Origin of the sequence: Dyella japonica A8 (genome assembly GCF_000725385.1) — a bacterium.
In the GTDB taxonomy this organism is placed as follows: Bacteria; Pseudomonadota; Gammaproteobacteria; order Xanthomonadales; family Rhodanobacteraceae; genus Dyella; species Dyella japonica_C.
Map to the genome: position 1 here is coordinate 2504794 of NZ_CP008884.1, position 16900 is coordinate 2521693.

Annotated in this window: 20 protein-coding genes and 1 tRNA gene; 3 read left to right on the forward strand and 18 right to left on the reverse strand. The window is 65.0% G+C overall.

From position 1 onward, the window contains the following. Window positions 1-65: 65 nt before the first annotated feature. A complete protein-coding gene (locus HY57_RS10370; RefSeq protein ID WP_026034050.1) occupies window positions 66-812 on the reverse strand; it encodes a hypothetical protein in 747 nt (248 codons plus the stop codon). A 453-nt stretch (window positions 813-1265) separates the two neighbouring features. On the opposite strand from HY57_RS10370, the gene HY57_RS21840 reads away from it, so the two are divergent. Next, on the forward strand, window positions 1266-1631 hold the full coding sequence (locus tag HY57_RS21840) for an RcnB family protein (protein ID WP_019465991.1): 366 nt from the start codon (window positions 1266-1268) through the stop codon (window positions 1629-1631). Window positions 1632-1841: 210 nt separating this feature from the next. On the opposite strand, the gene HY57_RS10380 is transcribed toward HY57_RS21840, so the two are convergent. Beyond that, the gene (locus HY57_RS10380; protein ID WP_019465992.1) at window positions 1842-2114 is read right to left on the reverse strand and encodes a hypothetical protein; all 273 of its coding nucleotides are present in this window, start codon (window positions 2112-2114) and stop codon (window positions 1842-1844) included. Between the two features lie 1042 nt (window positions 2115-3156). On the opposite strand from HY57_RS10380, the gene HY57_RS10385 reads away from it, so the two are divergent. Together HY57_RS10385 and HY57_RS21570 are read left to right on the forward strand one after the other, a co-directional pair. Next, window positions 3157-3702: a hypothetical protein gene (locus tag HY57_RS10385; RefSeq protein WP_019465994.1), complete on the forward strand. Its 546-nt coding sequence runs from the start codon at window positions 3157-3159 to the stop codon at window positions 3700-3702. A 299-nt stretch (window positions 3703-4001) separates the two neighbouring features. Then, the gene (locus HY57_RS21570; protein ID WP_144240809.1) at window positions 4002-4187 is read left to right on the forward strand and encodes a hypothetical protein; all 186 of its coding nucleotides are present in this window, start codon (window positions 4002-4004) and stop codon (window positions 4185-4187) included. Between the two features lie 182 nt (window positions 4188-4369). Here HY57_RS21570 and HY57_RS10390 read toward each other — a convergent pair. The 16 genes from HY57_RS10390 to phaR form a co-directional block, all read right to left on the reverse strand. Beyond that, window positions 4370-4455, reverse strand: a tRNA-Leu gene (locus HY57_RS10390). 26 nt (window positions 4456-4481) lie between these two features. Next, a complete protein-coding gene (locus HY57_RS10395) occupies window positions 4482-5060 on the reverse strand; it encodes a cysteine dioxygenase family protein (RefSeq protein ID WP_019465995.1) in 579 nt (192 codons plus the stop codon). A gap of 67 nt (window positions 5061-5127) precedes the next feature. Further along, window positions 5128-6231 (reverse strand): homoserine O-acetyltransferase MetX, encoded by a 1104-nt coding sequence (gene metX / locus HY57_RS10400; RefSeq protein ID WP_019465996.1) that lies wholly within the window; start codon window positions 6229-6231, stop codon window positions 5128-5130. Window positions 6232-6236: 5 nt separating this feature from the next. Next, on the reverse strand, window positions 6237-7283 hold the full coding sequence (locus HY57_RS10405; RefSeq protein WP_019465997.1) for a tetratricopeptide repeat protein: 1047 nt from the start codon (window positions 7281-7283) through the stop codon (window positions 6237-6239). Continuing rightward, window positions 7280-7711: a cytochrome c-type biogenesis protein gene (locus HY57_RS10410; RefSeq protein ID WP_019465998.1), complete on the reverse strand. Its 432-nt coding sequence runs from the start codon at window positions 7709-7711 to the stop codon at window positions 7280-7282. Before HY57_RS10410 ends, HY57_RS10405 begins: the two co-directional genes overlap by 4 nt. 95 nt (window positions 7712-7806) lie before the next feature. Then, complete coding sequence (locus HY57_RS10415; RefSeq protein ID WP_019465999.1) at window positions 7807-8349, reverse strand: DsbE family thiol:disulfide interchange protein; 543 nt, start codon at window positions 8347-8349, stop codon at window positions 7807-7809. Continuing rightward, window positions 8346-10319, reverse strand: a complete 1974-nt coding sequence (locus HY57_RS10420) for a heme lyase CcmF/NrfE family subunit (RefSeq protein WP_019466000.1) — start codon at window positions 10317-10319, stop codon at window positions 8346-8348. The genes HY57_RS10415 and HY57_RS10420 overlap by 4 nt, the downstream gene beginning before the upstream one ends. Next, the gene (gene ccmE, locus HY57_RS10425; protein ID WP_019466001.1) at window positions 10316-10783 is read right to left on the reverse strand and encodes a cytochrome c maturation protein CcmE; all 468 of its coding nucleotides are present in this window, start codon (window positions 10781-10783) and stop codon (window positions 10316-10318) included. The genes HY57_RS10420 and ccmE overlap by 4 nt, the downstream gene beginning before the upstream one ends. A 12-nt stretch (window positions 10784-10795) precedes the next feature. After that, the gene (gene ccmD, locus HY57_RS10430) at window positions 10796-10981 is read right to left on the reverse strand and encodes a heme exporter protein CcmD (protein ID WP_019466002.1); all 186 of its coding nucleotides are present in this window, start codon (window positions 10979-10981) and stop codon (window positions 10796-10798) included. Then, the gene (locus tag HY57_RS10435; RefSeq protein ID WP_019466003.1) at window positions 10978-11736 is read right to left on the reverse strand and encodes a heme ABC transporter permease; all 759 of its coding nucleotides are present in this window, start codon (window positions 11734-11736) and stop codon (window positions 10978-10980) included. The genes ccmD and HY57_RS10435 overlap by 4 nt, the downstream gene beginning before the upstream one ends. Before the next feature lie 269 nt (window positions 11737-12005). After that, a complete protein-coding gene (ccmB, locus tag HY57_RS10440; RefSeq protein WP_019466004.1) occupies window positions 12006-12692 on the reverse strand; it encodes a heme exporter protein CcmB in 687 nt (228 codons plus the stop codon). After that, window positions 12689-13327: a cytochrome c biogenesis heme-transporting ATPase CcmA gene (gene ccmA / locus HY57_RS10445; RefSeq protein WP_019466005.1), complete on the reverse strand. Its 639-nt coding sequence runs from the start codon at window positions 13325-13327 to the stop codon at window positions 12689-12691. The genes ccmB and ccmA overlap by 4 nt, the downstream gene beginning before the upstream one ends. Window positions 13328-13439: 112 nt before the next feature. Further along, on the reverse strand, window positions 13440-13859 hold the full coding sequence (locus tag HY57_RS10450; protein WP_019466006.1) for a DUF3293 domain-containing protein: 420 nt from the start codon (window positions 13857-13859) through the stop codon (window positions 13440-13442). Continuing rightward, window positions 13852-15252, reverse strand: a complete 1401-nt coding sequence (locus HY57_RS10455) for an FAD-dependent oxidoreductase (RefSeq protein WP_019466007.1) — start codon at window positions 15250-15252, stop codon at window positions 13852-13854. The genes HY57_RS10450 and HY57_RS10455 overlap by 8 nt, the downstream gene beginning before the upstream one ends. A gap of 264 nt (window positions 15253-15516) precedes the next feature. After that, the gene (gene phbB / locus HY57_RS10460) at window positions 15517-16278 is read right to left on the reverse strand and encodes an acetoacetyl-CoA reductase (RefSeq protein ID WP_019466008.1); all 762 of its coding nucleotides are present in this window, start codon (window positions 16276-16278) and stop codon (window positions 15517-15519) included. Between the two features lie 97 nt (window positions 16279-16375). Next, on the reverse strand, window positions 16376-16864 hold the full coding sequence (gene phaR / locus HY57_RS10465; RefSeq protein WP_019466009.1) for a polyhydroxyalkanoate synthesis repressor PhaR: 489 nt from the start codon (window positions 16862-16864) through the stop codon (window positions 16376-16378). Window positions 16865-16900: the final 36 nt, after the last annotated feature.

Sequence of the window (16900 nt, forward strand, 5' to 3'; positions counted from 1 at the left end):
CCTAGGGCGTAGCAAGATGCGCGGAGGCCCCGTGGGGGCTCCGCGCGTGTCATGGAACAGGGAAATCAGCGGCCGCCGCGCTCGGGCTTGTCGGGGCGCTCGGGCTTTTCGGGCTTGTCCGCACGATCGACCTTGTCGGGGCGATCGGCCTTGGCCACTTTGTCGGCCTTGGCGTCGTGGTCGGCCTTGTCCGCCTTGCCATCCTTGTCTGCCATCTCGGACTTGTCGCCGTGCGTCATGTCCGCCTTGTCCGGCACCGGACCATGCGTCTTTGCGTCGGCCAGCACAGCGCCCAGCTTCAAGCCGAGGGTCTTGCTGATGCTGCCCCAGCCCTTGTCTTCGCTGCGCAGCGTGAGCACGCCGGGGAGCTGCTTGGGGCCGGTGGCGCCGGCGATCGTGCCGCCGTTCAATGCGGCTTCGAGCTGGGCCACCGTCGGCTGCGTGATGCCCGCTGCCTTGAGCTCGGACTGGGCCAGCGCCAGTGCAATGTTCACGTTGCCGTAGCCAAGCTGGTGCGTGGCGGGGGTGAAGCTGACCTGCGTGGCCGGCGTGGTGGCCGTCGCCGGCGTGACCAGCACCACCGCGGTACCGCTGTGCAGGCCATTCACCAGCGCTTGCGCATTGGTTGCGGAGCCGGCAAACGTGGCGTACGAGCTGGCGAGCTTCGCGCTGTCCTGCGTCTGGGTGCTGGTGGTGGTCGTGGTTGTCGTTGAGGTGGTCGTCGTCGTGGTATCGGCCCAGGCCATGGCGCTGCCGACGCACAGGCTGATGGCGACGCTCAATGCGGTAACTACATGCACACGTTTTTTCATGGTTTGCCTTTGGAAGGTAGTTGACCGTTTTCCTTCGAGGCACCCATCGGGAATTAGATGTACTCCGCACCTACCATGCGGCGGTGCAGTAAGAAACTGCTCCGCCGGATGGCCTCGGTGGCGGATACTGGCCGAGGCGAAAGCGCAAGAAAAGAGCGCCAGTGCGCAGGTTCAGCAAGCGACGGAAAACGCTTCAGCTACCAGTCAAATAGCCGTCCAATGCGTGAATTTCATCGCATAAAACAGGCTTTTCCTTGCATAGGGCTGACCATGCCGGGGTGCCAAGCTGAACAGGGAAGGGCGCCTGTTTCCTTAACGCTGGCTTTCAGCGCTCGGCGCAGCGTGCACTTTTCTGTGCGATGTTGTGCTTGGCTATTGTGGGCGCACGGCGCAAGAAATGGTCAGTGCTCCGCGACACCCGCCGCTAGCATTCAACCCTACCGAGGTATTCACATGAAACGCCTACTCTCGTTCGCCATCGCAGCAGCTCTGGTTGCCAGCAGCGGACTGGCCGTTGCTTCGCCGCAGGACGACCATGGCCATGGCAACGACAAACATTGGGACGACGGTGACCACGGGCATGGCCACAACCCCAAGGACGAGGGACGGCACGACAACGGCAAGCACAAGGGCTGGTACAAGAAGGGCGATCGCCTGCCGGACTACTACTATGGCCGCGATTACTACGTAGAGGACTACGAGCACTATCACTTGCGTCGTCCGGACCCGGGTTACCGCTGGGTGCGTGCCGATGGCGGCCAGTTCTATCTGACGCTGATCTCCAGCGGCGTGATCATCGACGTCTCCGGCGGTCTCTGATCGTCGCCAGACGGCAGCAAGCCATCGCCTGACAGTGAGGGACAGTGAGGGACAGCGAGGGACAGGGGCGTGTCGTTGCGCGCCCACTGTCCCTTCTCTGTTTGCCTATCGTGATGATCGTCGATTGCTTATGCGTAACGACGGTGCGCGGCCAGCGTGGCGCATCGCCATGTTGGCCGGTGTCGGAGGGATTCACCGCCACGGGGTGACCTACACCATGCCGCGGATTTTCCCCTCCGCATGGATAACGGCCATCAACTCCGTGGCGACTTCTGTCCAGCGCGCGACGGCGTTGTCGTCGCGGGTAAGGGTGTCATGCACGAAACCGAAGTGTGAGCCGTCCCGCCAGACCTGGGCGATATAGGTAACGTCGGTAGGTGATTTGGTAAGGGTGAGCTCGTAGTGAAAGGTCGATCCGGCATGGTTGAACCAGTGCGTCGATCTCGCCACAGCATAGCCCCGCAGTCCATTGTTGGCGCCCATATATGCCAGTGAGCGGCGACCTCGAACACTCTGCCGAACGTTCTATCCCGCGCCTGCATAAAGCGCGTGAATTGTCATAGTCAGCTACACGCAACGCTTCAGCCTGCCGGCGGAACGGTGTTCGCTCGCGACGAAAAAAATAGCCGCACATCGCAAATATCTTCGCCTGTCGAGCGAGGCATGTCATGGATGGTTGTGATCAACCCTGTTTGCGCTGGCAGGGCCTCGGCATACGGGTTTCAGAATCGTCCAATGGAGGCATGGCTCCGACGCTCGGTACGCTGTCACCCGTCGACCTCGACTTGAGGGAGTGGTGCAGCCTTCGGATGCAAGAGCGGGCCGAAGGCTCAGGTCGACAGCCCCCGCAAGGGGGCTTCTCTTTTTCTGGACTGTGGAGTTCAAACCATGCGCAACGTGATGCTGTCGATCCTGAGAAGCGCGCCGGTGATCGCCGCATGCGTCATTGCCGTGGCGCTGTCAGCTTGCAACGGCGCGTAGTTCAACCGCTGAGGCGCCAATGAAGATTGGCGCCAGAATTTTCTCCGCCCAAAGTCCCGGTGGAAGCCATCCGCACAGCTTCAATGCGCAGGTGGTGTTTACCCAATGCAGCGGCGAAATTCGCACGCCGGTAACTGGCACCCGTGTATTAACTCGCGGGTTGGCGTGGCTCCGCACAGGGTGTAGACCGAGCTTGGCTGATCGCAGGAAGCCCGGGTAAGGAAGGGAATCGCAAAGCCGATCGGGTTGACGCAACACCGGGGAATAGTTGCCTATCAGAGCAGCGGTTTCGCTGGTAACGGGTTTGGCAATCACCACATTGAGCACACACGCCGCGGCTTGCGGCGCGAGACGGGCACGTTTGCCCGCAGACGTCCATGTAAGTGTCCACCTGCGCCATCCCTGCCGCGCTTGTCGCGTGGCGGACGGCCTGTGTCCAATTGCGAGTTTCCATCGCTGCGGGACTCGCAGCCAACGACAAAAGTCTGGCTCACGCCACGGCAGCACACGTCTCCATACTCCATTGAGAACGAGGGCAGCTGTTATGAATCTTGAGCAAGAGTTGATCGCCATGTTCCAGCAGGTTTATCAAAGTCACCTTAAGGTCCTGCAGCAACTGGACGGCCTGGTGACGGGAAGACACGCCGACATGCGGCACGTGACGGAATCAGGGGGCGAAACGTGGCCCTGGCGAATGGATGGGCTGTCGATGATTCCGCGTAGAACGACGAGCCGCACGACGTCACCCGCCGTCTCGCTGTTCGTATGCGGTGCAGCGCTCAAACAGATCGCCTCGAACCTTCCCGAAGGCCAGGCGAAGACCGAACTCATGTCGGCCGCACAACAGACCATCATGGATTGGGAGGATGACTTCTGTGGCACGCCGCCGCGTCCGCGTCCCGCGCTCGACCTGGCGGCCGCGCTGGTCAACTATGCAGAGGAACTGGGGCAGGGCACCTTGAAGAACCTGATTCTTGCCGAAGCGGGCCAGATTGCACAGAAGGCATTTGTCGGAGCGTCGATACCGGGGGATCGCATCGAGCAGGTGCTAGCGGATCAGGTGGAGACCGGGAGGTCGGCGCCGCATTGAGGCGAGGCTGCGCGATTTCTTCAGGTGGGTAAAACTCATCGGGTCATCATCGGAGGGAAGCGGGCTGCTTTCCTCATCCTGGTGCTGCCGGATGTGAATCAGAGTACGGAGAAGGCCCGATATCGTCGGGCCTTCTTCTTGAATCGCGAAGGCGCCAGCGGGACCCATGAATCGTCTCTGTGCAGACGAAGAACCGATATACGGAACGGCCCCGTCTTGCCCTGTCACCCAAAGCCCTTAACGTTCGCGACGTTGCGAGGGAGTAGGCTCGACATACCGCCCTTCTGCAGGCTGCTTCCATGGAAAAGTCAGACAAGCCGCTTTCGACGGCTTACATCCATTCCGTCTACTCTGGTGCCGAGGAGACGCGAACCGTCGACGAGAAAAGTGCATTTCACTCGACGAACCAATTTGATCGTCAGCCGACGCACTCGGGACAGGCGCCGGAAAATCCCAAGCCGGCCAGAAAGTACTCCCGCAAGTGAGCCAGGTGTCGTCGTTGCCCATCCTCAGGTCGAAAGCTTCCGAGTAGTCGATCAAAGGTCAGTCGCGCTTCCATCGACGGGCACGATCTTGCCGGCTGCTTTCTCTTCTAGACGCGCCACCAATGTCCCCCGCGACAGGCAAAAGAAAAGGCCCGACATCGTCGGGCCTTTTCCTTGAATCGTGGTACCGGTGATAGGACTCGAACCTACACTCTGTCGCCAGAAGCGGATTTTGAGTCCGCCGCGTCTACCATTCCGCCACACCGGCATTGCAAGCGCGCCATTATGCCGGGTTCAGTGGACCGGGTCGAGCCCCAGCTGGCGGTCGGTGCGCTGGTACTGGTTGTGGCCCAGGGGCTGGAATACGGCGCAGTGGGTCATGGCGCCGGAGTAGATGTGCAGGCTCACGGCCACGGCATCGTCGCTGGGGTTGCGGATGGTGTGGTACTCGTGGGGCGGGATCAGGCTGCCGGCGGAGCCGGGGCCGGCCTGGATGGAGCCCACGGGCTGGAAGCAGTAGTTGCCGTTTTCGTCGGCGAGGCGCTCGTACTGGACCACTTCCAGCGCGCCGCTCCAGACGCCTTCCACGCACCACATGCCGCAATGGTCGTGGATGGGGGTGCCTTGGCCGGGGCCCCAGGTCATGGCGACCACGCAGTAGCCGTGTTCCTCGCTGCGGTAAAGCTCGCGACGGGCGTAACGGCCTTCAGCGGTCTCGAACACGCAGTCCGGAAGCTTCACTTCCTGGCCGCGGATGAGACTGCACAGACTGTTGCGCAGGCTGTCCGTGACGGCGCGCGTGCTGTCCTGCGAGACAGCGGCGTCGATGGCGTCGATGAGTTGGCGGGAGCCGGGGAAATCCAGGGTGAGCATGGTGTTCTCGGTAGTTCGTGCAGCCGGGCCATCTTAGCAGCGCCGGGGCGGGGGCGCTGTCAGCCGTTCATAATTGGCTGAGAAAGCCGCCGATGGCACGGCTGTAGTTGGGAATGTCGACCAGGAAGGCGTCATGGCCCTGGGGCGAATCGAGCGCCACGAAATCCACGGCGGCGCCGGCGGCGCGCAGGCCCTCGGCGATCTGTTCCTGCTGCTCCAGCGGAAACAGGATGTCGGTGCTTACGCCGATCACCATGGCCTTCTCGATGCGGATGCGCTTCAAGCCTTCCATGATGCTGCCGTTGCCGTACTCGGCGATGTCGAACCAGTCGCTGGCGCGCGACAGGTAGAGGTAGCTGTTGGGGTCGAACGTATGCACGAAGCGTTGTGCATGGCCTTCGAGGTAGGACTCCACTTCAAATTCCAGCCCGAACGGGTTGTCGTCGCGCCGCTCGGGGTCGAGGCGGATGCGCGCGAAGCGGCCGTTCCATTCCATGGCGGAGCGGTAGGTAATCACGCCGAGCTTGCGCGCGATGCTCATGCCATCGCTGGGGTAGCTGCCGTCGCTGTAGCGGCCCTTGTTCCAATGCGGATCGAGGCGGATGGCCTCGCGCTGCAGGGAGCGGATGGCAATGGCGAAGGGCTGCGCCTGCGGCGCGGTGTCCACGCTGATGTGCGCGCGCACGCTGCCCGGGTGCAACACCATGTAGGCCAGCGCGCTCATGCCGCCCATGGAGCAGCCGATGAGGCAGGCGAGCTGTTCGATGCCCAGGCCTTGCACCACGACCTGCGCTGCGTTGGCGACATCTTCCAGCGACAGTTCGGGAAAATCGAGGCGATAGGGTTCGCCGGTAGCCGGGTTGATCGAGGCAGCGCAGGTGGAGCCCTTGTCGCTGCCCAGCGAGTTCACGCAGATGACGAACCAGCGCGACGTGTCGATGGCTTTGCCGGGGCCGATCATCGCCTCCCACCACCCTTCGGAAGCGTCGTCCGCGTTGGAGGCGGCGTGCGCGCTGGGCGAGAGGCCGGTGAGCAGCAGCACGGCGTTGTCGCGCGCTTCGCTCAGCGTGCCCCAGGTTTCGTAGGCGACGCGGGCGCCGTGGAGTTCACCGCCACGCTTCATCGCAAAGGGCGAGGGAAGGGCGGCGTAGCGGCGCGCGTCGTGTGTCATGACCCTTAGTGAACCTTGTCGATGCTGATCTTGATGGGCGTCTGCGTGTTCACGTCGACCACGCCGGCATTGCCTTCCAGGTCGCCCGGCTGGGCAATGGCCTGGCCACTCTTGCTGATGCGGGCGCCAACGAACACGCGCGACGCCGAGGATAGTTTGAGTTGCGGCGTCATGCCCATCCCGTCGTTGAGCGTGACGGTGGCGGGCAGGGCGGTGGCATCCATTTTTGCGACGGCCAGCGGCATCGGCGGGCCCTGTTCGGCGCGGGCATAGACGAACAAGGTGTCACCCGGCGCGAGCTTGTCCTTGAGCGACGGCGACAGCGCCACTTCCACGTGCAAGGCTGCCTGCGGGGTCTTCGGCGCCGGCGTTTCCGGCGCCGCCTTGCCGCTGCTGTTGGCGCGCGAGTCGGCGAGGGCGATCTGTTCCGCCACGGCCTTGGCGACATTGGAGCCCGGATCGAGCTGCGGTTGCAGCTGGCGCCACGTTGCCGCCGCCTGGGCGTACTGGTCGTGCTGGAACTGGCTGATGCCGAGCAGCCACAGGCCGCGTTGGCTTTGCGGGTCGATCTTCACCGCGCGCTCGAGCAGTTCCTGCGCGCGGCCTTCGATGCGGTGGTCGTCGCGCAGCAGCGAATCGGCCTCGGCCCAGCCGACCATGGCCACGCTGTTGTCGGCATCAATGCGCATGGCCTGCTCATAGGCCTGCTTCGCATCGGCAGCGCGATGCATCACGCTGTAGGTCTGGCCCAGCAGCATCCAGCCCTGCAGGTCATCGGGCTGTTGCGCGAGGTGCGTCTTCAGTTCGTCCACCGCCTGGTCGATGCTCATGCTGGCCGGCGCCTTGGTCACGCCGTTGAGCGTTACAGGCGTGCCCACCGCAAGATAGAGCCCGATGGCGGCGACCGGCAGGCAGAAGGCCACCAGCATGGCCAGCGCGAAGACGCTGCGCGGGCGGCCTTGCTGGCGCCCGTGGCGCATGAGTGGCAGCAACAGCAGGAGCAGCGCCGCGACGATCATCGCCGCAGCGATCAGAAAGAAAGCCAGCCTCACCAGTCGTCCCCTTCATCGGTCGGCCTGTCGTTCGTGGCGGCAGGCGCGGCGCGACCGCGCCGGCGTACCGTGACCACGACGACGGCCGCACCGGCCAGCAAGATCACCAACGGCCCGAACCACAGCAGCAGCGTGCTGGTTTTCATCGGCGGGTCGTACAGCACGAAATCGGAATAGCGGTCGACCAGGTATTGCTTGATCTCGTCGTCGCTCTTGCCCTGCTGCATGAGGTTGAACACCTCGTGGCGCAGGTCGCGGGCGAGATCGGCGTTGGAATCGGCCAGGTTTTCGTTCTGGCAGACCAGGCAACGCAGCTCGCGCGTGAGGTTTTGGAAGCGCACTTCCTGCGCATGGTCCTTGAAGGGCAGCGGGTCGATGGCCTGGGCAAAGGCGATGCCCGCGATCAGGAACAGGAGCGCGAACACCACGTGTGGGAGCACACCCTGTGCGCGACGCCATACTCGCCGCTTCGTCGGCTTGTCGCCCACGGGGTGGGCTCCCACGGGAAGAGAAGAGCCGCGCTTCATGGCGACTCCTTCGCCAGGGCTGCGATGGCCGGCTTCAGTTCCTTCTCGATCACCTCGGGCGTGAGCGGGCCGATGCGCTTGTAGCGGATGATGCCTTTGCCATCGACCAGGAAGCTTTCCGGCGCGCCGTACACGCCGAAGTCGATGGCGGTGCGGCCTTCGCGGTCCACGATGACCATGTCGTAGGGATCGCCGTGCTTGGCCAGCCAGCCCTTGGCATCGCCTTCGTCGTCCTTGTAGTTGTAGCCGATCACCGGCACGCCGATGGACTTGCCTTGCGCCATCAGCACCGGGTGTTCCTCGCCACAGGCGATGCACCAGCTGGCGAACACGTTGATGAGGTAGGGCTTGCCGAGCAGGGCGTCGCGGCTGACTGTCTGCGAGGGATCATCCAGTCTGGGCAGCACGAAGGCCGGTGCCGGCTTGTTGATCAGCGGCGAGGGCACTTCGCGCTGGTCATGCTGGGTGTTCCACCAGATGCCAAAGCCGAACAGGGCGACCAGCAGCAGAAAGCCGAAGAAGGGAATCATGCGGCTCATGCGCGCGACTCCTGCAGCACGGTGGCCGGGACGGCTTCCGTTTCGGCGACGCGCCGGGTGCGGAAGCGGCGATCGGCCGCGGCGAAGAAGCCGCCCAGCATCATGAACAGGCCACCGGCCCAGATCCAGCGCACGAAGGGCTTGTCGTAGAGACGCAGCGCCCACGCACCCTCCGGCTGCTTCGGGTCCATCGGCTCGCCCAGCGCCACGTACAGGTCGCGGAACAAGCCCGGATTGATGGCCGATTCGGTCTGCACCTGTCCACGTGTATAGGTACGCTTCTGCGGATGCATCACCGCCACTTCGCTGCCGTTGCGCATCACGGTGACGGTGCCCTGGTCGCCCTGCCAGTTGGGACCACGCGTGTGCTGCACGCCATCGAAGCGGAATTCGTAGCCGCCGATGCTTTCTGTCTGGCCCGGCGCCACGCGCACGTCGCGTTCCACGCTGAGTGCATTGGTGAGCATCACGCCGGCGAGGAACACGCCCACGCCGAAATGCGCGAGCAGCATGCCGGCCATTTCGGCGGGATAACGACGACCCGCCGGCATCTCGCGCCAGCGCTTGAACACATAGAGCAGGGTGCCGAAGCCGCACCACACGGCCGCCGCCGTGCCGACGACGGCCTTGGTTTCGCCGCTGGTGGCGAACGCCGCGAGGATGGCGCAGGCGATGGCGGCAAGGCCGGCGCGCCACATCACCTTCTTCAGCACCGGCACATCGCTCTTGCCCCAGCGCAGGTAGGGGCCGAACGGCAGCAGCAGAACCACAGGCGCCATCAGCAGGGTGAACAGGAAGCCGAAGTAGGGCGGGCCCACCGAGATCTTGCCGAGGTTCAGCGCATCGCCCAGCAGCGGAAACAGCGTGCCCAGCAGCACCATGGCCGCAGCCACCGTGAGCATCAGGTTGCCGATGAGGATGGCGGTTTCACGCGACACCACGCTGAAGGGCTTGCCGCCAGCGACCTTGGGCGCGCGCATGGCGTACAGCAGCAGCGAGCCGCCGACCACCATGGCGAGGAAGCACAGGATAAACAGGCCGCGGCGTGGATCGGACGCGAAGGCATGCACCGAGGTGAGTACGCCCGAACGCACCAGGAAGGTACCCAGCAGCGACAGCGAGAAGGCGAAGATGGACAGCAGGATGGTCCATGCGCGCAGGCCGCCACGTTTTTCCGTGACTGCCTGTGCATGGATCAGTGCCGCACCGACCAGCCACGGCATGAAGCTGGCGTTCTCCACCGGATCCCAGAACCACCAGCCGCCCCAGCCGAGTTCGGCATAGGCCCACCAACTGCCCGCGACGATACCCGCGGAAAGGAAACCCCACGCCACGTTGGTCCACGGCCGTGCCCAGCGCACCCACGCCTGTTCCAGCTCGCCGCCGAGCAGCGCGGCGATGGAGAAGGCAAACGCCACCGAGAAGCCCACGTAGCCCATGTAGAGCACGGGCGGGTGGAAGGTCATGCCCGGATCCTGCAGCACCGGGTTGAGGTCACCGCCATCTGGCGGCATCGGCAACAGGCGCGCGAACGGGTTGGAGGTGAAGATGATGAAGGCAAGAAAGCCGACCGCGACCAGGCCGAGCACGCCGAGCACGCGCGCCACGAATACCTCGGGCAGGTTCCGGCTCAACGCGGCAAGCGCCAGCGTCCACAGGTTGAGGATGAAGATCCACAGCAGCAGCGAACCCTCATGCGCGCCCCACACGGCGGCAATGCGGTAGTACCAGGGCAGTGCGAGGTTGGAGTTGTCGGCGACGTACTGCACGGAGAAATCGAACGACAGGAACGCCCACACCAGCAGCGCGAAGGCGAGTGACACGAACACCGCTTGTCCCGCCGCCGCCGGACGCGCCACGGCCATCAGCGCGCGGTTGCCCTTCCATGCGCCCAGGAGCGGAAGAACGCCCTGCGCCATGGCGAGCAGCAAGGCGAGGATCAGCGCGAGTTGGCCGAGTTCGGGCGTCATTGCGGCTTGTCCTGTCCGGCTTCCTCGCTCACATGCTTGCCTTCGTGGGCCTTGGCCATGGCGTCCTTCAGCTCCTTGGGCATGTAGGTTTCGTCATGCTTGGCCAGCACTTCGGTGGCGATGAAGCGGGCGTTGTCCATGTGGCCGGTGGCGATCACGGACTGGTTGTCCCGAAACAGGTCCGGCAGGATGCCGGTGTATTCCACCGGCATCGAACCGCTGGCATCGACCACGGTGAAGGTGACCTTCAGCGAGTCGTTGCTGCGCTGGATGGAACCGGCCTTGACCATGCCGCCCAGGCGGAAGGTCTTGTAGCTGTTCGCCTGGCCAGTCTGCACCTGGCTCGGGGTGAACAGGTAATTCATGTTCTGCTGCAGGGCGAACACGATCAGGCCCACCGCCACCACCGCCGCGGCGGCGACAAGAAGGACAATGGTGAGCCTGCGCTTGCGAGTAGGGTTCATGCGTAGGTGCGCTCAGGGCGATGTCGGGTTGCGTTGCTGGCGTGCGGCCTGTCGCGCCATGCGACCGCGCAGCTCGCGCAGGTTGCGGCGACGGCGCAGCCACGGGTTGAGGTAATCGGCGATCAGCACGATGAAGAACACAGCGTACGCCGGCCACACGTACATGGCGTAACCGCCCATGGCGACGAAGGCACTCATGCCTTGCCCTCCCGCTCTGCTATCTGCTTCACCCACTCCTTGCCGCTTTCCATCGACAGCAGGTCGGTGCGCACGCGGCCGAACAGGCTGGCGATGTAATAGAACTTGGTGGCGGCCATCATGGTGAGCAGCGGCCACAGCATGTCGCCGCTGATCTTCGAGGGTCCGAGGATGCGCACGGTGGAGCCCTGGTGCAGCGTGTTCCACCAGTTCACCGAAAAATGCACGATCGGCACGTTGATGATGCCGATGATGGCGAGGAAGGCCGCGGCGCGCGCGCCCTGGCGCCGATCTTCAAAGGAGTGATACAGGCCGATCACGCCCAGGTACAGGAACAGCAGCACCAGTTCGGACGTAAGGCGCGCATCCCACGTCCACCACGTGCCCCACATCGGCTTGCCCCACAGTGAGCCGGTGACCAGCGTGATGAAGGTGAAGGCCGCGCCGATGGGCGCCGATTCCATCGCCACCACTTCGGCCAGCTTGATGCGCCACACCAGCGAGATAAAGGAGGCGACGGCCATCAGGCCATAGATGAAGAGGCCCATCCACGCACATGGCACGTGGATGAAGATGATGCGGTAGGCGTCACCCTGCTGGTAATCGGCGGGCGCTAATACCAGACCGCCATAAAGCGCGATGGCACCGGAAATCAATGCAAGGGCCAGGGCCCATGGACGCACGATGCCGGCAAAACGATAGAAGTTCGGCGGAGAGCTGAGCTTGTGAACCCAGAGCGGGATCCAGTTGGCCATGTGAACCTGTTTATGCCTGTTCCATGCCCCGCGCCGGGATCTGTTTGCGCGCAGGACAAGGAAGAACGAAGGACGTGTATGTCGATACACGACTGAGTGATGACGCAGGCCTGCGTGCAAACAGACCCGGCCCGGAGGGTTGACGCTGAGCGCCCGCCAGCCGCCCGCGCGCGACTTGACCTGACCACCAGTCAGGCGCTGCGCCACGCGCGACCATCTGGCGGGCGCTCAGCGTCAACGCGGGGTATGGAACAGGCATAAACAGGTTCCTATGCGTCCAAGGCAATGCGGAGGGCGGCGGCGCAGGCCAGCGGGGCCAGCACCAGCGCCATGACCAGCGCCGCGCCCAGCCAGGCGATGGGCGCAAGCCACGGCAGCCCCTGTTGAGCCGCGGCGACGGCGCCTGCGGCAAAGATCACCACGGGTACGCAAAGCGGCAGCAGCATCAGCGCCAGCAGCATACCAGAGCGTCGCGTGCCGGCCGTCAGCGCCACCAGTACCGCGCCCATCAGGCTCAGCAGGGGCGTAGACAGCAGCAGCGCATAGACCAACACGGGCATCACGGCGGCCGGCAGGTGCAGCATGCCGGCCAGCAGCGGCGCAATGACGATGAGCGGCAGCGCTGTAGTGATCCAGTGGGCGAGGATCTTCATGCCCAGCATCAACGCCAGCGGCTGTGGCGACAGCATCAGCTGCTCGAGCGAACCGTCTTCGATGTCGCTGCGGAACATGGCGTCCAGCGCCAGCAGCATGGCCAGCAGCATGGTCACCAGCACGGCGCCGCCGGCGATGCGCTGGAGCAGGGCATCCTCGGGCCCCAGCGCGAACGGGAACAGCGTGATGACGATGAGCGCGTAAAGCACCGGCATGACGATGTCGCCGCGGCGACGCCAGGCCAGGGTGAGGTCGCGGCGCAGCACGGCGGCGCAGGCGGAGGCGAGCGGCGCGTGACTCATGCGTGCATGCGTATCCGTTTCGGTTCGCCGTTGAGAAAGCTCACGGCGCCATGGCTGGTCACCAGGGCGGCGCCACCTTCCGCCGCATGTTGTGCAAGCAGGCGATTCACCAGCTCGATGCCGGTGCGGTCGAGGTTGGCGTAGGGTTCGTCCAGCAGCCACAGCGTGGCGGGCAGCAACAGCAGGCGCGCGAGGGCAGCGCGCTTCTTCTGTCCGGCGGAGAGCCGCCGCACGGGTTCGTCTTCGTAGCCGGCGAGACCGATGTTGGCGAGCACGCCTTCCACCGTGCGACCGTCGCGCGCACCGTACAGGCCGGCAGCGACGGCGAGGTTTTCCCGTGCACTGAGATCGCTCTTCAGGCCAAGGTGATGACCGAGGAAGAGCGTGTCGCCCAGATGCTCGATGCGTCGCCACGGCTGACCGCGCCAATCGAGCGAACCTTCGTCGATGTGCAGCAGGCCGGCGAGGATGCGCAGCAAAGTCGTCTTGCCGCTGCCGTTGTCGCCTTCCACCAGGGCGATTTCGCCTTCGCGCAGGCAGAAATCCAGCGGGCCGAACACGGGTTCGTCCTGGCGGTAGAAGGTGAGCGCCCGGGCCTCCAGCAGAGGTTGAGCGACGGCGGCGGAGGCAGTCATCGCCCGATTGTCCGCAATGCCCGGCGGCCTTGTCCATGCGGCGGGGTGACGCCAGCGCAAGGGCGCGACGCAGGTGTCGGCGAGGGGGGCTCCGGCATCCGGAAATACCCCCTCAAGCCAACGACACGAGACGCAGCCGGGCGGGGGCGGCCCCTTGACCGTGGACGTAGCCGATCTGTCTGAAACGACGGGCCAGCGGGTCGAGGGTGGAAACATCGGGCCCGACCACCCACAGGCTGGGTTCCTTCCACTGCCCGTCACTGCCGACGCCGCGTGCGGGGCGAATGGCGACGGTCTCCGGCAGGACACGCAAGGCGATGAGCAGATCCCGCAGGGCGGCTCGGTTTCGCGGGCGGGGCGAGGGCTCGGAGCGTGGATTCCAGGCCGTGATGAATCCCCAGGGGTGATCTTCCGCCAAGGCACCGAGCGCCGGCGGTAGGGGCTGGTCGATCCGGATGGTGGCCCAGCCGCCGCGCGCCAGGCGCACCCGATAGTCGGTGGCCCGGTACGCGGCGAGCAGCGCCTCATCCATGCCGCAGGTCGGGCAGTGGCGGAAGCGTGGCGCGCAGGGCGTCGACGGCGGCACTCAGGTCGACCGTGCCGGCGTCGGTGGAGCCACGCAGCAGCTGGTCCAGCAGTACGTCCTGCGCACGGCCACGCTCGTAGGCATAGGCGTAGGGCAGGTGGGTAAAGGTGACCATGCGGTAACGGGCCATGAAATGCCCCGGCGCGCGTTCGGCGAGCAGGGCGCCCAGCGCGCGCTTGGCGAGGTAGTGCGGGTCGGCGACCGAGTCGCGCATTTCCACGTAGTTTTCCAGCGCCATCGCGGCAATGGCATCGCTGTTGGGCTGGCGGATGCGCTGGAACTCGGCGAACACGCCGGCGGTGTCGTCGGGTGACTGGGCCAGCAACGAGGCGAGCACCACCGTGTCTTCGAAGCCGCAGTTCATGCCCTGGCCGTGGAACGGCACGATGGCATGCGCGGCGTCCCCGACCAGCAGCGCGCGCCCGTCCAGGTGCCAGCGGTCGAGATAGAGCGTGGAGAGCGTGCCGACCGGATGGCCGTCGTAATCGCTGGCGAAATCCGGAATCAGCGGCAGCAGGTCGGGGAAGTCTTCCTCGAAGAAGGCCCGTGCGGTGCCTGCGCTGCCCAGCGTGTCGAAGCTCGGATGTGGCCCGTGCGCCGGCAGGAACAGGGTGACGGTGAAGCTGCCCTCGGTGTTCGGCAGGGCGATGCACATGTAGCCGCCGCGCGGCCAGATGTGCAGGGCGTGTGGTTCGAGCGCGAACTGGTCGTGGCCGCCGCTGCGCCCCACCAAGTCGGCGGACAAACCGCCCGCCGGCGGAATCTCCAGTTCCTTGTAGCCGTGGCCCAGCGACTCCACGCGTTCGCCCAGCGGAGCGTAGGCGTTCATGGCGGCGCGCAGGGCGGAGCCCGCGCCATCGGCGCCGATGACCACCGGTGCATCGAGCTCGCGCGACACGCCCAGCTCATCGACCAGGCGCATGCGTCGCTGGTCGAAATCCGCGCTGGCCAGCGACTGTCCAAAGTGGAAGTTCACGCCAGCCGCTTCGGCGGCGTCCAGCAACAGCATGTTGAGCGCGCCGCGTGAGACGGACCAGATCACTTCGCTGTCGTCCACGCCATAACGCTGCAAGCCGGACCGGCCATCGCGCGTATGCACCATGCGGCCGCGCATCATCACGGCGCGCTGCAGCACGTCATCGGCAAGGCCGGCTTCGCGCAGTGCCTGCAGGCCGCGCTCGGCGAGGGCGAGGTTGATGGAGCGTCCACCGGTAAAGCCGGCGATGCGCGGATCAGGGCGTTTTTCGAAGACGTCGACGGCGAAGCCGCGGCCCGCCAGTTGCTGCGCCAGCAAGGCGCCGACCAGGCCGCCGCCGATAAGAGTGATGTGCTTCGCCATGAAGTCCCGCTGGGTAGGTGGCAACCACGGAAAGCGCCAAGAGTAGCGGGTCAGGGGCGGGTGGGGCGATGCGCAGTGCGGCATGGCGCGCACTGTGCCTGCTGGGCTGACGTTGCGGAGGAATGTCTAGAATCGTCATTCCCGCGAAAGCGGGAATCCAGTGTCTTTCTGGGTAGATGCGAAAGTCTCTGGATCCCCGCTTTCGCGGGGATGACGGGATCGCTTGGTCGAACCTGGCGGAGTGATGCGGCGCTTGTGCTTCGCTCAGAAGCTCATGAAATACCCACCGTTGACCGGCAGGTTGGCACCCGTGATGTAGCCGGCGTCGTCGGCGGTGAGGAAGGCTACGGCGCGGGCAATGTCTCCCGGCGAACCCAGGCGGCCGACCGGGATGTCGGCGATGATCTGCTCGCGGATGTCCTGCGGCACGGCGGCCACCAACGGGGTATCGCAATAACCCGGCGACACCGTATTCACCGTGATGCCCTTGCGCGCCGTTTCGCGGGCCAGCGCCATGCCGAAGCCGTGCACGCCGGCCTTGGCGGCGGAGTAGTTGGTCTGACCGAACTGGCCGGTCTGGCCGTTGACCGAACTCAGGTTGACGATGCGGCCGAAGCCGCGCGTGCTCATGCCTTCCACCACGTTGCGGCACATGTTGAACACGCCGTCCAGGTTCACGCGCATCAGTTCGTGCCACTGCTGCGGCGTCATTTTGCGCAGGCTGGTGTCGCGGGTGATGCCGGCGGCGTTGACCAGGATGTCCACGCCGCCGTGCTCCTGTTCGATGCGGCCGATCAGCTCAGCGCAGCTGTCAAACTGGCTGACGTCGGCGTGCTCGAATCGCACCGCACCGTTGAGGTCGGCCGTTTCCTGCTGGAAGGAGCGGAGACGCTCCTCGCGGCCGGCAAGGTCCACGGCGATCACTTGGCGCCCCGCTTGTGCCAGCTGGCGACAGATCTCGGTGCCAAGGCCGCCGATGCCGCCCGTGACCAGGGCAACGCGCGCAGTGCGGGAGTTCGTGCTCATGTGAAAGACTCGTGCACATGCCGCAGGGCAGCACGTGTTGTGCTGCAGCGGCCGATCAGACGGAAGAGGGTGGCTCGCGGGCGCGAGCCGGACTGGATCAGCCCGGCTTCTTGGTCGTGCCGCGCGGCGGGGTCTGGGTCTGCGTGGCCGTGTCGAGCAGGCCGCGCTGCATGTTGCGCCAGGCTTCCATGTTGCGCTCGGTCAGGTCGTTGAGCATGGACCAGGGCGTCTGGCCGAGCAGGCTGTTGAGCTGCGTGCGGAACTGCTGCTGCTGGTCCAGGAAGACCTGCAGGCTGCGCTCGAGGTACGGGCCCATGAAGCCCTGCAGCGAATCACCGTAGAAACGGATGATCTGGCTGAGCAGCTGGGGCGACAGCATCGGCTGCCCCTTTTCCTCGTGCTCAGAGATGATCTGCAGCAGCACCGAGCGGGTGAGATCCTCACCGCTCTTGGCGTCGCGGACTTCGAAGGTTTCGCCGTCCAACACCAACTGACGGACCTCTTCCAGCGTGATGTAGCTGGAGATTTCCGTGTCGTAGAGCCGACGGTTCGGATACTTCTTGATGATGCGGATCGTTTGTGCCATGCACACAAACTAGCAGAAGGTATTGCGGCGCACCAG